This is a genomic window from Streptococcus sp. 23.2, assembly GCF_016648665.1.
Taxonomy (GTDB): domain Bacteria; phylum Bacillota; class Bacilli; order Lactobacillales; family Streptococcaceae; genus Streptococcus; species Streptococcus salivarius_E.
On the sequence record NZ_JACLQJ010000016.1, the window covers coordinates 1 to 15,993 of the forward strand.

Here is a 15,993-nt window from a genome sequence, read left to right on the forward strand (position 1 = left end):
AATGTATATTTGATAAAATTTCAATAAGGTCCTTAATCTTGCATGAAGCATGATAAAAATCATTAAAAAGTCTTTTTTTTGAATCAGCTGAAGTAAGTTTAATAAAATAATCACTTGTAAATGATATGTTTGTAAACGAAGAATGTAGTATTGCTGAATCCTCAAAGTTCATTCCTACTGATTTTATTAACGCTTTTGTTGATTGATATTTATGTACTGCACTCTTAAAAATAGTTTGATTCTTATCACGCTTAATGGTCACCAGTGATTTGGCAATCCATTCCTCAATGTGTTCGAAACTAAATTTAAATTCTTTTACTTTTTCAGAATCTAATTCATTTATTAATTTCTTAAAGGCTTCTGAATTATAGTCAAAGTTTTCTACTTCATTATAAAATACACTGTAGATTTTAAAGTCTTTAACTCTATATTTAGTTATTGAAAAACCAGGATATGATAAATATACCATCGGTTCTCCATAAGTGTTTAAAATTAAAATATTGCCATCACTAGTGAATCCATATATTTTTTCCAAATGCTTGCCAAGATTAAAAGAAATACCTAGGTCCTCTTCAAATTCGCCAAATAATTCTAATACAATTTCTCTTGAAGAATAATGTAAAATACCGCTCAAATTATTCTTACTATTGAAATTATCTGGACATTCTGAAAAATAACCTTTTATATCAAACTCTTTGTCCCAAGTATAATCTTTAAATTTCATAATGCTCCTTTTATTTTTTTAAACGTTTTTCTGAGTTTCTAAATTTAAAAAATCAAATACATAGCTTCAAGAAATTACAATACAAAAAATCTTTTATCTATCAATAATGATATTATACTCCAAGAATACTTAGTATTTCTAGAAAAAATAGTTCACCCATTCGAGGTAGAATACTAACTAATATATAGATATAATCTGGCATTAACTGAACTTCGATTATTTAAACGCCTTTATAATGATATATTTTATTCACAACGCTAGAGAAAGAATTGAACATAAAGTCACCAATAAAAAAGATGGAAGTTTTAGTTTCCATCTTTTTACTTTTAAATCAATTATTCTATTTCCCCAACAAGTCTGTTCGAACTTCCTTACGCAAGTCTTCAAGTGTTGTGATACCGTACTTGTCCATGACTTCAGGGAGGCGATCGATGATTTTAGGGCAGGCATAGGGATCTGCGAAGTTGGCTGTTCCGACACCGATGGCTGAGGCACCAGCGATGAACATTTCGATAGCTGCTTCGGCACTGTCGACTCCCCCCATACCGATGATTGGAAGGTCTGAAGCTAGAGCAACTTGGCGGATAAGTTTAAGGGCTACTGGAAAGACGGCTGGCCCAGACATACCACCTTGACCGTTGGCAATGATAGGTTTGCGAGTAGCCAAGTCATAGCGTGTTCCGACCAAGGTGTTAATCATGGTGAAACCAGTCGCACCGGCATCTTCGACTGCTTTGGCGACACTTGTGATATCAGCCACGCTCGGTGTCAGTTTGACATAGACGGGCACATCAGAGTGAGAGACGCTGGCTTTTACTGCCGCATAGGCAAGCTCTGGGACTTGTCCGATGAGTAGGCCGTTATTGCCATGGTCCACGTTTGGACACGAGATGTTGAGCTCGATCGCCTTGACGTTGCTGGCTTTGGAAATCTTATGAGACACTTCTGCATATTCTTCGTTTGAAAATCCAGCTACATTGGCAATGATTGGAAGCTCAGGATAATGCTCCTGCAACCAAGGGAGTTTTTCAGACAAGACAGCATCAACACCAGGGTTTTGCAAGCCAATGGCATTGAGCATGCCTGATGGTGTTTCCGCCACACGGGGTGTTGGATTACCAAAACGAGGGTTGGCGGTAGTAGCCTTAATCATGATTGACCCTAGTTTATCCAAATCATAATACTTGGCATACTCTTGACCAAAACCAAAGCAACCTGAGGCTGGAATAATAGGATTTTTCAAGTCGAGCCCTGGAAGGCTAATAGCTAAACGATTTTTTGAATTCATCTCTGACATAGTAACCTCCTAGACGATGACTTTTCCAGTAGGGAAAACTGGCCCTTCTTCACAAACACGAAGATTTTTGGCGTCCGACTCTCCTTTAACGTGAACCACACAGGCATAGCAAGCGCCCATACCACAAGCCATGCGGGCTTCCATAGAAACATAGGCGTGAGGGTGATTTTCAAACTTGCTATCGACATATTTAAGCATGCCTGGGGCTCCGCAACTATACACGGCATCTGGTGTCCAGTCGAAACCATCAATAACTGTCGAAACGTAACCCTTGATACCGTATGAACCGTCATCAGTCGTCACGTAGACTTCACCACAAGCTCTGAGTTTATCCTCCAAAATGACAGCATCCTTATTGGCAAAACCAATGACTGATACAACTTCCACTCCCTTAGCCTTCAACTGTTTAGCTGTCTCAACCAAAGGTGGCACACCAATACCTCCACCAACTAGGAGGGCTTTCTGCCCAGCCTCAATAACTGAAATATCAAAACCATTTCCCTGAGGGCCCATGGTATCGATGGTTTGCCCAGCTACCATCTTAGACAGAATAGCTGTTCCCTCGCGTTCCACTCGATAGACAATGGTTGCCTCTTTCTTGTCATAGTCAATCTCTGAAATGGAAATCGGACGACGAAGGAGTTTGCTTGGGTCTGGCACTTTGAGATGGACGAACTGTCCAACCTGCATATCTGCAACCATCTCTCCCTTAAGCACCATCTCGAAAATACGAGGTGCAATCTCACGCTGACTCACAATGGTTAAATCTTCAACTAAAATCATGACAACCCTTTCTAAACTGCAAAATGTCATCAAAAAAACCTCGCCACATGGCAAGGTCGCACAAAAAATCACAGGAGAGCCCTGCTGTTTCACTCTGTCCGACCTTTTAAGCCTCTCTGGACTCATTTAAAGGTTATTTTGTGATTATTATAACCGTTTTCAAGACGGATGTCAAAGGAGAAAAGAAAAACCAAAGCTCTAAAAACTAAGCTAAAGTCTCTCCAGCCTATAACTAGGCCCTCTGTTTGATACGTTCTCAATCATCTCATAGGGTAACATAAATTATCAATATTCCTAACAATAGGTGTTAAGAATATTGGATAACCGTCTTAAAATAAGATTATTGGAACAATCTGTCGTAAACCATAGTATGAGCCAACTGTTGACCATCGCCACCCAACAAATCAACCAAGGCATAGGCAAAGGCTAGGGCTGTTCCGGCACCACGGCTAGTGACAATATTGCCATCAACAACCACCAAGTCAGTTTGATGCTCGCCAGATGCAATTTGTTCTTCAACACCTGGGAAACATGTGAATTTGCGACCTTCAAGAAGACCAGCACGTTCGAGAACAATTGGTGCTGCACAAATGGCAACAACGTATTTTCCAGCTTTTGAAGCTTCTTGAAGAGAGGCAATCAAGGCTTGGTTGTCGCGTAGATTAGTTGAGCCAGGCATACCTCCAGGAAGGACCACCAAGTCATAATCCGCAAAATTACCATCAAATACACCATCCATAGCGACTTGAATTCCATGTGAGCCAGTCACTGACGTACTTTCAAGTCCTATCATGCTACAGTCAAATCCTGCTCGGCGGAAGACATCCACTGGGCTCAAGGCTTCGATTTCTTCAAATCCTTCCGCAAATACTACTGCTACTTTTGTCATGATATACCTCCAATTGACTTATCACTTGATTCTATTACGCCTTAAATTATAGCAGTTTTAGAAGCAGGAAACAAACCATAAAAATTGACTTTGAACATGAAAAAAGACAGCACAAGGACTGTCTTTGTCATTTTATCTAAACAAACTTGCTAGGATCCACAAGAGATAAATATGGGCTGGATAGAAAATATAGAAGAAATTCTTGTTACCACTACCACGTTCACCATTATAGAAATACATAGGAATTGCCGCAAAGATCATCATCCACTGAACGCCTGTCGGGTCAAAAAGATGGGCAATCACTGAAATAACAACTAAAACAATGATTTGAGCCATACGATTGGTACGGAAAATATAGAATAGCAACCCCAAAATAACCATTACAAAGCCACCCTCAACCATGATAATACTTGGCACAAGTGACAAGATAAAGGCAACAATCTGCACAACGATTGGGTTTGCATGTGGCGTTTCAAATATGCCTGCAAGAATCACAACTGGAATAGATGAAAGAATCGGCAAGAGAAAAACACCAATCCCTTGAATCAACTCCTTGTTTGATTTATCGCGAAGCCCCTTAGCCAACAAATCCCAAGAACAAATAAAAATCCCAGTAATAAAGAAGGTTGAAAAGGCATTGTTGGTTAAACTGATACTACCATTATGAAAAATACTACCAATGATGGCGTTGCCAATGATCATAAACCAACTCATGTAAAGCAGACGCCTGAGAAAAGCCATACGATCATGAGTGTAGTGAAAACTATCAGCAGCAAGAAAGAGGAAAATTGGGAAAGACAGACGTCCCAACATCGTCAACCATATAGGTGCCCCCATACTCCCGAACATCTGATAGATTTGGTCCAAAAACATAAGTGCAACAGCTAGGTATTTTAAATTAGTCGCATTGCATATCTTTTTTATATCGTTCATTTAATGCTCCTTTAATTTTCAGCATATTAAATGATACCACAAGTCAGATATAAATTCAAAGGTATTCAGGGAAATAAAAGACATAACTTTTTAACTATTTTAGCGGAACAATTTTTGTAATAAAGAATGGTTCATAATAATAACAAACTCAATTTCGACTACCCATCCAAAGCATTTTTACTCTCTTTGTGCTATAATAGTTAGGCAATATTTACGTTCATAACGTATGCAAATTATTTAAAAAAACTAACAAAGCCCATAAACTCTGCAAGTTTTTGAAATATCTTTTTTTGCGAGCAGAGCGAGCAATTAACTGAGACTTTCCGCTGTGTTAAAAGCGCCTGAAACTAGAAGGTTTCAGGCGCTCGGAATTTTTGAGACGTTAGGTAGGCTCAAAAATTAGTCATGGAACTTTGTAAAAGTTCGCTGACGTCCGCCAACACCTAAGGAAAGTCTCACAGAAAATTTTATTTTTAAAATAAAACAATTATTATCAATAACAAGAAAGGAAGTACATCATGTCTTTTGACGGCTTTTTTCTTCATCATATGACGACTGAGTTGCGTGAGCAAGTGCTTTACGGGCGTATCCAGAAGGTTAATCAGCCCTTTGAGCGTGAGTTGGTCCTGACCATTCGTAACAATCGTCAGAATTACAAGCTTCTGCTTTCGGCTCATCCTGTCTTTGGGCGTATTCAGACGACCAAGGCTGACTTGCCAAATCCGCAGAATCCAAATACCTATACCATGATTATGCGGAAATACCTTCAGGGAGCGGTTATCGAGGATATCCAGCAACTGGAAAACGACCGTGTCCTTGAGATTTCCGTCTCTAATAAAAACGAAATCGGTGACAGCGTCAAGGTTACTCTAGTTATGGAAATCATGGGGAAACACTCCAACATTATCCTGATTGACAAAAACGAGAGCAAAATCATCGAATCTATCAAGCATGTTGGTTTTTCACAAAATAGCTATCGTACGATTCTACCGGGGTCAACCTATATTGCCCCACCAAAGACGGATGCCACGAATCCTTTCGATATTCCAGACGAAAAGCTCTTTGAAATCTTGCAGACGGAGGATTTATCAGCTAGAAACCTTCAAAAACTTTTCCAAGGTTTGGGGCGTGACACGGCCAATGAATTATCAACCTTACTTGAGACTGATAAGCTCAAGAATTTCCGTGCCTTCTTCAATCGTGAAGTAGAGCCAAACTTAACGGCTAAGGCATTTTCAGCTGTAAGATTCTCTGATAGTCAGGACCAACCGGAGTTTGAAACCTTGTCAGCCCTTTTGGACTACTACTACTTGGACAAGGCGGCGCGTGACCGTGTGGCTCAACAAGCGAGTGATTTGATCCACCGAGTGCAAAATGAGCTGGAAAAAAACAAGAAGAAACTTGTCAAACAGGAAAAAGAGCTTGCGGAGACTGAAAATGCCGAGGAGTTCCGTCAAAAAGGTGAACTTTTGACCACCTACCTCAGCATGGTGCCAAACGACAAGGACAGTGTCGAGCTAGACAACTACTACACTGGTGAAAAGATTACCATTCCACTAAATGTAGCTCTAACACCTAACCAAAATGCTCAGCGTTACTTCAAGAAATACCAGAAACTCAAGGAAGCTGTTAAGCACTTGACTGGTTTGATTGAGGAAACCAAGCAGACTATTGATTATTTGGAGAGTGTGGAGTTTAGTCTTTCTCAAGCCAACATGGATGAAATCGAAGATATTCGTGAGGAGCTTGTTCAGGCTGGCTTTATGAAGCGTCGTTCAACTGACAAGCGCCACAAACGTAAGAAACCTGAACAGTATCTGGCTTCTGATGGTAAGACCATTATCATGGTTGGTCGTAACAACCTGCAAAATGAGGAGTTGACCTTCAAGATGGCTAAAAAGGGGGAGCTCTGGTTCCACGCCAAGGATATCCCAGGTAGTCACGTGGTTATCAAGGACAATCTTAACCCAACTGATGAAGTCAAAACAGATGCGGCTGAATTGGCAGCCTACTACTCTAAGGCACGTCTGTCAAACTTGGTTCAAGTCGATATGATTGATGTTAAGAAACTCAACAAACCAACAGCCGGTAAGCCTGGATTTGTAACTTATACGGGACAGAAGACCTTACGTGTCACACCGACTGAAGAAAAAATTGATAGTATGCGGATGAAATAGTCTGCTTTACAAAATCAACCTCTCTTGTTTTAGAAACGAGAGAGGTTTTCTATGTCTTCATTAGAGCAATTTCTTTCGTTGATGAATGAGATTTTCTTCTTGTTTTCATTACATTTTTCCGACGACTGTGCTAAACTATAAGGGTAATTACCTATATTAAAGGAGACTTTCAGCATGAAGGCTCTTATGTCATATACGAGTTCTGTTTTAGAATGGTTAGGGCGCTATGTTGGCCTTTTAGTCTTTGGGCTATTATTTGTGACTGCTTTGTTCATTCGCACGACCATGATGACGGGATACTTTGAATGGGCAGAGATTAGTAGCGTTCCTTGGTATGTTTATGTTTCAGGTGGGGCCATTCTGCTTTTGACCCTTCTCTGGCCTAAAATCTTAAAGGAACTGACAACAAAGCAGATTTTCATCTTTTTTTCCGTTTGCTTTGTGAGTTTTGGCCTACTTTTGATTTTTCTGACCAGTTTTGCTGGTCGAGACGATGCAGGTACTGTCTTTAAAGGGGCGGTCCAGTTCAATGCTGGCGACTTCTCCTTAATAAAACCAGGAGCCTACTTCTACCGCTATCCGCATCAGTTGGGGTTGCTCAGTTTTGAACGCTTGGTTCTCTATCTGATTCCTTTACCAGTTATCTCTGTTTTCTATGTATTGAATCTTGGCATGGTCATTGGTATGAACTATTCTACATGGAAAATCACGGATGAACTGTTTACGAGGCCTTTAGTTAGTCGTTTGGCTGTCATCATGAGCTTTGGTTTCTTGCCTCTAGTATTTAACATTATGTTTGCCTATGGACTTATGTATGGGTTGTTCTTTTCTAGTTTTGCCATTCTCTTCTTTCTACGTTACTTAAGACGTGGTAAGGCTAGGAATGCGATTATTTCGGTGGCCATGCTATCTTTAGCCTACTGGGTAAGGAGCAACAACATCATTCTCATTATTGCTCTATCTGGTATTTTGATACTATTGACTCTGAGAGAGAAACGTTACCGCTATTTGCTTTTGGTTTTGGCTTTCTTTGCATTTCCTATGAGCTTGCATAAGGCGACGACCAGTTACTATGAGATTACCACCCATCAAAAAATTCCTGGAACACCTCAGATTGCTTGGCTGGCCATGGGCTTACAGGACAAACCCGATTCTAAACGCATGCCAGGATGGTATACCGGCTATGTCCGTGACATATACGCCAAGAAAAAGGGCAATATCGAAAAGATTGAAAAAAGTGCCAATCACCTTTTTGATAAGCGTGTTCAATATCTCCTAGCACATCCTGATGAAGCCAGTTGGTTCTTCAGTACAAAGTTTATCAGTTCTTGGACAGAGGGAAGCTTCCAGTCCATCTGGAATGGCCCAAGTAAAGACAAGTTTCAGCCCTTGTGGAATAGGTTTGCGACTTCTATCTATCACGATGGGACCCTGCATCTCTTTTTTGTAACCTATATGCAAGGCTATCTCCTAGTCCTATATCTTGGTGGTGTGTTCTACTACGCTTTCACTTATAAACGAATGGGAGACGGAGCAATCCTAGGCCTCTATGCCTTCCTCTATCTCTTTGGAGGTATCCTCTTCCACCTCATATCAGAGACTAAGAGCCAGTACACTTTACCTTATATTTACTTACAGATTCCAATGATTGCGGCGGGCTACAACCATATGACACAAATACTTAGTCGCTATCTAAAAAATAGGCGAAAGTCATCCTAGGATGGCTTTTTGTCATTGTTTCACAATTACAATCTTGTTATAATAGTTCTATGAAAAATTCATCGGTTGATCTTTTACGAGGCCCTATTTTGCGGTCTCTTTTAATCTTTGCTCTACCAATTCTGATATCCAATATTTTCCAGCAACTCTACAATACAGCCGATGTCATGATTGTGGGACGCTTTCTAGGGCCAGATGCCTTGGCTGCTGTAGGAGCTTCTTCTGCTATTTTTGACTTGGTTATCGGATTTGCATTAGGTGTTGGAAATGGTATGGGCGTTGTTATCGCACGTTACTACGGTGCTCAAGACTATAGGAAACTTCGTCAGTCTGTGGCGGCCACAGTTGTCATAGGCCTGGGCTTAAGCGCCTTGGTTATGATTCTAGGACATTTCGGGCTCTATCCTTTGCTACGATTTTTAGGAACTCCTGCTTCTATCATCGGGCAATCTTACCAGTATATTTCTATGGTTGTCTCCTGTGTTGGGGTTACTTTGGGTTATAATCTGTGTGCTGGTCTCCTCAGAGCAGTTGGTGATAGTCTGACAGCCCTCTATTTTCTGATTTTTTCAGCTCTGGTCAATATCATTTTAGACCTTTTCTTTATTACACAACTCCATCTTGGTGTTCAATCAGCAGGCTTGGCAACGATTATTTCTCAAGGACTTTCGGCAATTCTCTGTCTTTACTATATTAAGAAAAAAGTGACCTTCCTTCTACCAAGCAAGTCAGACTTTGTTCTTGATTCAAGTCTTTATTTGGACCTTTTTGGACAAGGAATGGCCATGGGACTCATGAATTCCATTGTTTCTATCGGTACCGTGACCTTACAGTATGCCATTAACGGCTTTGGTCCTCTCATCATTAGTGCTCAAGTGGCGGCAAGACGGATTATGTCCTTTGCTGTTCTCCCTTTGACTTCACTTGCTGCTGGGGTGACGACCTTCACCTCTCAGAACTTCGGGGCCAAACAGTTTAAACGCATAGTAGCTGGGTTAAAGCAATCTTGTCTTGTTTCTATAACTTGGTCTGTCATTGCTTGTGCCCTCCTCTATGTAGCAAGCCCCTTCTTGGCTGGTCTTATCTCTGGTTCAGATAATGCTGTGATTATTGATAATGCCAGTCGTTACCTCCGTATCAGTTCTCTCTTTTATCCTATTTTAGGAATGCTCTTCATCTTTAGAAATAGCCTGCAGGGTCTAGGTAAGAAACTGACACCTTTAACCTCTAGTTTCATTGAGCTTTTTGGAAAAATTCTCTTTGTTCTTTTGGTCATTCCTTCTATGGGTTACCTTGGCGTTATCCTATGCGAGCCCTTGATTTGGATTCCCATGACTATTCAGCTCTATTTTGCCTTGAGAAAGCATGTTAAACGCTTGTTTGTCAGTTAAACTTTTTTTGAACATAGAAAAACGACCGTCATGGTCGTTTTTAGTTTAGTTTAATCCCCATTCATCAGAAATCTGTTTCATAATAGCTTCTTGGTAGACAATCCCAAAGCCCAGCATGTAGGTTGAGTAATCAGCATAGATGACCTTGTTATTTTGAACAGCCTTAAGGCTAGTCCAGACAGGGCTATTTTTAAGTTTGTTATCTAGGAGTTCTTGAGAATCTGCTTGAACAATCAAGAGGTCCGGATTAAGATCTTTAAGCTTATCGATATCAATAACTTGGTACATATCCTCTGGATTAAAGGTTTGAGCACGATTGAACTTGTAAGTGTCATAGAGATAACCAAAATGTCCATAAGCATAATAACGAATGTCATTGTCCGTCACGCGCAGATACATGAGTTTTTGGTCACCAAACTTAGCCTTAACATTTTCGGCAAAAACAGCTTCCTTGGCGTCCATTCTATCAAGAGCATCTTTCATTTCATCACGCTTGTCAAATATTTCGGCAACCTTGAGCGAGGTTTCATGGTAATCCCAATTTTCATCTGTGTTTATGCGATAACCAACGGTTGGGGCAATCTCAGACAAATCCTCGTAAAGGTCTTCTTGCTCTACTGTCATAAGGATAAGATCTGGCTTGAGCTCTTTGATTTTTTCCAGGTCAGGAGTCTTTTGCCAGCCGACAGAGACCACATCTGCATCCTTGTAGTGTTTCTTAAAGAGAGTGGAAAACTCTTGACTCCCTTCCTGCTCTGTTGTGGCACCTACAGGTGTGAGGTCAAGTGGTTCTAGGATTTCACCGTATAGGTTGTCAAGGATAACAATACGCTTTGGCGCTTTTTTCAACTCAGTTGTTCCAAAATCATGAACAATAGTCTTAGCCTTAAAAGTATGACTGCTCTTACTATCATGAGCACTTTGGACAAGGTTCATACTCGGCAAGTAGTATAAAAAAAGACCTGAAATAATAGCTAGAATAGCTACTAAATAGAGAAGATTTGTTTTTTTCATTTAAACTCCTTAAATGTAATCAGGACTATCAGTTACCTTTAACGTTATCTTAAAATTTCTTTAATGTCAATGGCTAATATCTTGATTTAGAAGGCTATTTTTGATTTAGCTCCACTACAGAAGTTAACAGTAAACAATTTAGGGATTTACTAGTATTAACAAGGGCAAGTTAGGTCCTGAATCTATGTTATAATAATAAGTAACACTGGAGGGAAATTATGTTACATGAGCTTTCATTTAAGGGACAATGGCGACAGTATCAAAAGCGCATTCTTGCCAAGAGTGATACTTACATGTCTGATGGCAAAATCCACTTAGTAGCTGCACCTGGATCAGGGAAGACGACTTTGGGAATTGAATTTATAAGACGTTTTTGAAATCCTAGCTTAATTCTTGTTCCGACCGTCACCATCAGGCAGCAATGGGTTGATAGTATTAAACAGGCATTTTTAAATGATGTTAGTCAATCTAACCAACTAATATCTCAGGACTTGAAGCAACCCAAGATCATTACCGTTGCAACCTACCAAGCACTGCATAGTGCTATGAATCAACTTGAGGGAGATGCCCTATCTGAAGATACGGACGATACTGCTGACCAAGAACATTATGATTTTCAAGGCTTTGACCTTATAAAGACCTTTAAGGAGTTGGCTTTAGGAACACTCTGTTTAGATGAGTGTCACCACTTACGTAATGAGTGGTGGAAGAGTTTAGAGATCTTTCGTAAGTCATTTCCAAATCTCAAAGTGGTCTCCTTGACTGCGACACCTCCCTACGAAGGGGAGCCAGCCCTTTGGGAGCGTTACATCAGCATGTGCGGTGTTATTGACGAAGAAATCACAGTCCCTGAACTGGTTAAGGAAGGAACACTCTGCCCTCATCAAGACTACGTTTATTTTGCCTTTCCAACTAGGGAAGAACAGAAACACCTAGATCAGTTTGAAAAGCAGAAACACGACTGTTTAAATAGACTCTCGGCGGATGAAAACTCCTCTAGGACCATTCAATCTAGCTTGGCACTGACAAGTCAGATTACTGACGACGACTTATTAACCAATCCCAAATACCTTTCTGCTCTACTGATTTTCTTACGTTTTAAGGGTCTGCCTCTCCCTCAATATTTTCAAGAGCTACTTGGTGCCAAGTATGTTTGAAAGACGAAAGGATGATGCAACCGCCTTTCTTGAACGTATTCAAAAGAGCGTTGGTAAGTATGATCTGATTTATATTCGAAGTGCACAAGGACGTCCTATTCTTCTTGAAGCTCGTATCAAGGCACTTGGAAATAAGCAAGAACGTACGATTACACGTAAAAAAGTCATGTCCAGCTTGGAATGACGATTAGCTCAAAACTTACTATGACATTCTATCATGATATAATAAACAAACAACATTGTATTGGAGAATCATATGACATTTACACACATTTTCTTCGACCTTGATGGTACTCTTGTAGATAGTTCCGAGGGCATCCACAATGGTTTTGTCCAAACCTTTGAAAGACTGGGCCTACCTGTTCCTAGCGACCAAAAAATTCAAAGCTTCATGGGCCCTCCTCTCGAAGTTACCTTTAAAGAAGAAATTAGCGAGGAAGGTGCTGAACAAGCTGTTCAACTATATCGTGATTACTACGGCACTAAAGGACAGTTTGAAGCTCGCCTCTACGACGGTATAAAAGATGTCCTCGAAAAGCTGAGTCAAGATCCAAATAAGAAAATCTATATCACGACTTCCAAAAATGAGCCTACCGCTCTGGAAATGTGCGAGTACCTTGGCATCACTGAGTTTTTTGACGGCATCTATGGGGCCACACCTGCTGCTTTCCACAAGGCTGACGTCTTGCAGCGTGCTATTGCTGAAAATAATGCGAATAAGGACCAGTCTGTCATTGTTGGCGACACCAAGTATGACATGATTGGCGGAAAAACGGTTGGTGTCAAGACCTTGGCTGTTACCTGGGGATTTGGGACAAACGAAACCCTCTTGGCAGAAAATCCTGATTTTGTAGCTGATACTGTCCAAGAACTCTGGGATATTTTGAAATAATAACTAATACATGAAAAGAGCATGACCATACAAGCATGCTCTTTTTGTCGCTGGTCAACAGGGACAATCTCCTGTTGAGTTTTTTAATTCCCTCACCATCGCTTATCAAACTAAATCCCTAATCGGTCGGTTATGTTAAGATAGAAGTAGCTCATAGTTTTTCCTCGGATTCTGTTTGTGTGGTTACTTACAGTTTACACCAATGAAACGCTATGAGTTTTTTATTGCACTTATATTGTATATTCAAGAGATAAAAAATCACCAACATACAATGTATGACTACCTCATTACATATAAAGGATAAGACAAAGGTGGTAAAATGAAAGCGTAATTTTATGGTGATGTACGATTTTTGTGTAAAACATTCTACAGTACAATGAGAATATTTTGGAAAATTTGAACTCAACAAGTCTGATTTTGTGTTCGAAAGGTGGCTATTGTTTTTTAATGTATAGAGTAACAGTCATTATGCACCATACTCAATCACAATTGTATCAAGGTATTGAGAGATTTTAAAAGATTTTCTTTTTTTTTACAAGAAATCTTGTGCAGAAAAGGCAGATTTCTCAAAATTTAGAATCTGTCTTTCTTTTCTTAATATACTGTTCGTGTATGGACCCGCCCGTTTGGAGCTTCAAATTCGTATTCTAAGTAATCCTGATAGGTCCCTGGTGCAATCACTCCACGCACATCTAATACAGCCGTTCCCGCCTGTCCCACAATGGAATCTGCTAACAGGCAGCAATTCGTAGACAGAACAAAGTAAGATTTAAAACGCGAAGAAGTAAATTTATATAGCTCAGCCCCTAAATCATATTTCAATTTGTAAGCGTAGGTCGGCTGACCGTCTTCCAGTAACCTACTAGGTGGATCCCAAGGTTCTAACAACTGATCAATTTCAGCTAGACGCTTCTCTACTGCCTGATTCTCTTCTTCGGTAAGGGATAGGCTGTAGCCAAACAGCGTCTTTTGACTCTCTTTTTTACATAGTTCGATGTATGGTTCCTTATCCACTTTAAACAGTACGCCATCCCCAATCGTCCCAAATAGACGCTCTGAAAAGGGATCGTAACTTCCGTAAGAAATGACCTTCCCCTGATAACAAATATCTACATGCCCAATCGCTCCAAATAAGTTGCTGTCAGAAGTATGAACCAAAATTTCTAATTCCCTTGCCTCTTCTTCTTTTTTCACCAATCGATAAGGGCCTGTGTGTCCCGCCGAGCTCCCTTTTTGAAGAAACTGGTTAAACCGTTTTAACTCCTTAGCAGGGATAAAGGCTGCAAAGATAACCGGTAGGCTAATACGAAAGCGACGTTTTAACTCTTGGCCTTGTTGGTCTTTGTCAAATAAAATACCATCTCGAATATTAGAAATCCCCAACAAGACCAGATAAGCCCCCAAGAGGATAAATTGGAAGTGCCCATCTGAACCAGGTTCCAAGACAGTTGCTAGACCAATCCCACCGTTTAAAAGCGCATCCCATAAATAGAACCAGCCTCCTTTTACCCGATTGGCCTTATAAAGCCAAAATGTGATCCCATAGACAATGGCACTCCCCAACTGATATGCCCCTAAACAAATCACAACTAAGTTTACGGGCAGACTACTCAGTCGATTCAACCAGATCAACGCAAGTGAAAGAAAAATAAACCAAATAGAGTGGCTATAGGAAATAGACTTGCGACGCAACATAAAGCGCAGAAGAAAGCTTCCTAGTCCATCGACTAAAAAATAAACAGCTAATAGATCCAAGGAAAACTTGGTGAAGCCAACACCGTTTCGAAAAATGAGAATTCCAAAAATGACAGCAAGAAACCCAAACAATAAGGTCCGCCTTCTTGCAACTTCTTCAACAGATAATTTTTTCACCATGGCACCCTCCTTCATAGATCAAAGGCCTTAGACAAATACTATTTTATCAAGTATAACAGCAGAAATCATCTACTAGAATTTTTCTCATTAGTCAATCACAATCATAGATTTAATAGACTTGCGTTCATCCATATCTTTATAGGCTTGATTAATATCTTCCAATTTATAACTTGTCGTAAAGACTCGGCCTGGATTGATGTCACCATCAAGAACAGCTTTTAACAAAACTTGTTTATCATAGGTTGTGACAGAGGCTGGTCCGCCACCAATCATTGTATTTTGTCCAAAGGTTGATCCAATGGCACGATTTTCATAGTGTGGAACACCAACAAATCCCATACGGCCACCATTATGAAGGACTCCAAGAGCTTGATCTACTGCCGCTTCTGTACCGACACATTCGAGAGCTGCATCTGCTCCTCCCCCGAGGATTTCACGGACTTTGGCAATACCTTTTTCGCCACGTTCAGCAACAACTGCTGTCGCTCCTGACTCCAAAGCCATTTTTTGACGATCTTCGTGACGACTCATAAGGACAATTTGTGAAGCACCACGCATCTTAGCCGCGATGACAGCACATTGACCAACAGCCCCATCTCCGATAACGACCACCTTGTCACCTTTTTGCACATTAGCCACACGCGCCGCATGGTAACCCGTCGGCATGACATCAGCCAGTGTCAAAAGGGACTTGAGCATGCCTTCACTATAATCTGAAGGTTGCCCAGGAATTTTGACTAGGGCCCAGTTGGCAAAGTGGAAACGGATATACTCAGCCTGCACGCCCCCAGACCAGTTATTACCTGGGTGGTTGTCACAAGAGCCGTCAAAACCAGAACGACAGGCATCACACTGTCCACAACCATGTGTGAAAGGGGCAATGACAAAGTCACCTGGTTTTACTGTAGTAACTTCCTCACCAACTTCTTCGACAATTCCGATAGCCTCATGACCGCTATTTCTATGTCCTTCTTCCATTTCCGGATTACGGTAACTCCAAAGGTCCGATCCACAAACGCAAGTACGTACTATCTTGATAATGGCATCATCTGCTGCCACGATTTGCGGGCGATTAATTTCTGCTAGACCAACCTGCCCAGCTTTGGTATAAACTGCTGATCTCATTTAATAACCTCTATTCT

Annotated in this window: 12 protein-coding genes and 2 pseudogenes; 6 read left to right on the forward strand and 8 right to left on the reverse strand. The window is 40.6% G+C overall.

Annotation, left to right across the window (positions count from 1 at the left end; translation table 11 throughout):
* The 5 genes and pseudogenes from H7T98_RS08410 to H7T98_RS08430 form a co-directional block, all read right to left on the reverse strand.
* Positions 1 to 724, reverse strand: a pseudogene (locus tag H7T98_RS08410) (hypothetical protein); the annotation flags it as partial.
* Positions 725 to 1,064: 340 nt separating this feature from the next.
* Positions 1,065 to 2,021, reverse strand: coding sequence for a dihydroorotate dehydrogenase (locus H7T98_RS08415; RefSeq protein WP_173014508.1), 957 nt, complete (start codon positions 2,019 to 2,021; stop codon positions 1,065 to 1,067).
* Between the two features lie 9 nt (positions 2,022 to 2,030).
* A complete protein-coding gene (locus tag H7T98_RS08420; RefSeq protein ID WP_238799541.1) occupies positions 2,031 to 2,804 on the reverse strand; it encodes a dihydroorotate dehydrogenase electron transfer subunit in 774 nt (257 codons plus the stop codon).
* A 340-nt stretch (positions 2,805 to 3,144) separates the two neighbouring features.
* Positions 3,145 to 3,693: a DJ-1 family glyoxalase III gene (locus H7T98_RS08425; protein WP_048790285.1), complete on the reverse strand. Its 549-nt coding sequence runs from the start codon at positions 3,691 to 3,693 to the stop codon at positions 3,145 to 3,147.
* 132 nt (positions 3,694 to 3,825) lie between these two features.
* On the reverse strand, positions 3,826 to 4,626 hold the full coding sequence (locus H7T98_RS08430) for a TraX family protein (protein ID WP_048790284.1): 801 nt from the start codon (positions 4,624 to 4,626) through the stop codon (positions 3,826 to 3,828).
* Between the two features lie 518 nt (positions 4,627 to 5,144).
* Between H7T98_RS08430 and H7T98_RS08435 the strand changes: the two genes are divergently transcribed.
* From H7T98_RS08435 to H7T98_RS08445, 3 genes are all read left to right on the forward strand, one after another.
* Positions 5,145 to 6,803 (forward strand): NFACT family protein, encoded by a 1,659-nt coding sequence (locus tag H7T98_RS08435; RefSeq protein WP_048790283.1) that lies wholly within the window; start codon positions 5,145 to 5,147, stop codon positions 6,801 to 6,803.
* 174 nt (positions 6,804 to 6,977) lie between these two features.
* A complete protein-coding gene (locus H7T98_RS08440; RefSeq protein ID WP_048790282.1) occupies positions 6,978 to 8,522 on the forward strand; it encodes a membrane protein in 1,545 nt (514 codons plus the stop codon).
* A 50-nt stretch (positions 8,523 to 8,572) separates the two neighbouring features.
* A complete protein-coding gene (locus tag H7T98_RS08445) occupies positions 8,573 to 9,913 on the forward strand; it encodes an MATE family efflux transporter (RefSeq protein ID WP_048790281.1) in 1,341 nt (446 codons plus the stop codon).
* A gap of 45 nt (positions 9,914 to 9,958) precedes the next feature.
* Here H7T98_RS08445 and H7T98_RS08450 read toward each other — a convergent pair whose 3' ends face one another.
* Positions 9,959 to 10,927 carry an ABC transporter substrate-binding protein gene (locus H7T98_RS08450; protein ID WP_201061664.1) on the reverse strand — a complete coding sequence of 323 codons (969 nt, stop codon included), beginning with the start codon at positions 10,925 to 10,927 and terminating at the stop codon, positions 9,959 to 9,961.
* A 218-nt stretch (positions 10,928 to 11,145) separates the two neighbouring features.
* Between H7T98_RS08450 and H7T98_RS08455 the strand changes: the two are divergent.
* From H7T98_RS08455 to H7T98_RS08465, 3 genes and pseudogenes are all read left to right on the forward strand, one after another.
* A pseudogene (locus H7T98_RS08455) lies at positions 11,146 to 12,075 on the forward strand (DEAD/DEAH box helicase); the annotation flags it as partial.
* A 1-nt stretch (position 12,076) separates the two neighbouring features.
* Positions 12,077 to 12,268, forward strand: coding sequence for a hypothetical protein (locus H7T98_RS08460; RefSeq protein ID WP_048790279.1), 192 nt, complete (start codon positions 12,077 to 12,079; stop codon positions 12,266 to 12,268).
* A gap of 72 nt (positions 12,269 to 12,340) precedes the next feature.
* The gene (locus tag H7T98_RS08465; RefSeq protein WP_048790278.1) at positions 12,341 to 12,976 is read left to right on the forward strand and encodes an HAD-IA family hydrolase; all 636 of its coding nucleotides are present in this window, start codon (positions 12,341 to 12,343) and stop codon (positions 12,974 to 12,976) included.
* A gap of 594 nt (positions 12,977 to 13,570) precedes the next feature.
* Here H7T98_RS08465 and H7T98_RS08470 read toward each other — a convergent pair.
* Positions 13,571 to 14,851, reverse strand: coding sequence for a DUF308 domain-containing protein (locus H7T98_RS08470; RefSeq protein ID WP_183137201.1), 1,281 nt, complete (start codon positions 14,849 to 14,851; stop codon positions 13,571 to 13,573).
* Positions 14,852 to 14,938: 87 nt separating this feature from the next.
* Positions 14,939 to 15,976, reverse strand: a complete 1,038-nt coding sequence (locus tag H7T98_RS08475; RefSeq protein WP_201061666.1) for an alcohol dehydrogenase catalytic domain-containing protein — start codon at positions 15,974 to 15,976, stop codon at positions 14,939 to 14,941.
* Between the last annotated feature and the right edge of the window lie 17 nt (positions 15,977 to 15,993).

Excerpts from the sequence above, each read along its gene's own strand:
- H7T98_RS08415 (WP_173014508.1), bottom strand. The coding sequence starts at position 2,021 with ATGTCAGAGATGAATTCAAAAAATCGTTTAGCTATTAGCCTTCCAGGG.
- H7T98_RS08420 (WP_238799541.1), bottom strand. The coding sequence starts at position 2,804 with ATGATTTTAGTTGAAGATTTAACCATTGTGAGTCAGCGTGAGATTGCA.
- H7T98_RS08425 (WP_048790285.1), bottom strand. The coding sequence starts at position 3,693 with ATGACAAAAGTAGCAGTAGTATTTGCGGAAGGATTTGAAGAAATCGAA.
- H7T98_RS08430 (WP_048790284.1), bottom strand. The coding sequence starts at position 4,626 with ATGAACGATATAAAAAAGATATGCAATGCGACTAATTTAAAATACCTA.
- H7T98_RS08435 (WP_048790283.1), top strand. The coding sequence starts at position 5,145 with ATGTCTTTTGACGGCTTTTTTCTTCATCATATGACGACTGAGTTGCGT.
- H7T98_RS08440 (WP_048790282.1), top strand. The coding sequence starts at position 6,978 with ATGAAGGCTCTTATGTCATATACGAGTTCTGTTTTAGAATGGTTAGGG.
- H7T98_RS08445 (WP_048790281.1), top strand. The coding sequence starts at position 8,573 with ATGAAAAATTCATCGGTTGATCTTTTACGAGGCCCTATTTTGCGGTCT.
- H7T98_RS08450 (WP_201061664.1), bottom strand. The coding sequence starts at position 10,927 with ATGAAAAAAACAAATCTTCTCTATTTAGTAGCTATTCTAGCTATTATT.
- H7T98_RS08460 (WP_048790279.1), top strand. The coding sequence starts at position 12,077 with ATGTTTGAAAGACGAAAGGATGATGCAACCGCCTTTCTTGAACGTATT.
- H7T98_RS08465 (WP_048790278.1), top strand. The coding sequence starts at position 12,341 with ATGACATTTACACACATTTTCTTCGACCTTGATGGTACTCTTGTAGAT.
- H7T98_RS08470 (WP_183137201.1), bottom strand. The coding sequence starts at position 14,851 with ATGGTGAAAAAATTATCTGTTGAAGAAGTTGCAAGAAGGCGGACCTTA.
- H7T98_RS08475 (WP_201061666.1), bottom strand. The coding sequence starts at position 15,976 with ATGAGATCAGCAGTTTATACCAAAGCTGGGCAGGTTGGTCTAGCAGAA.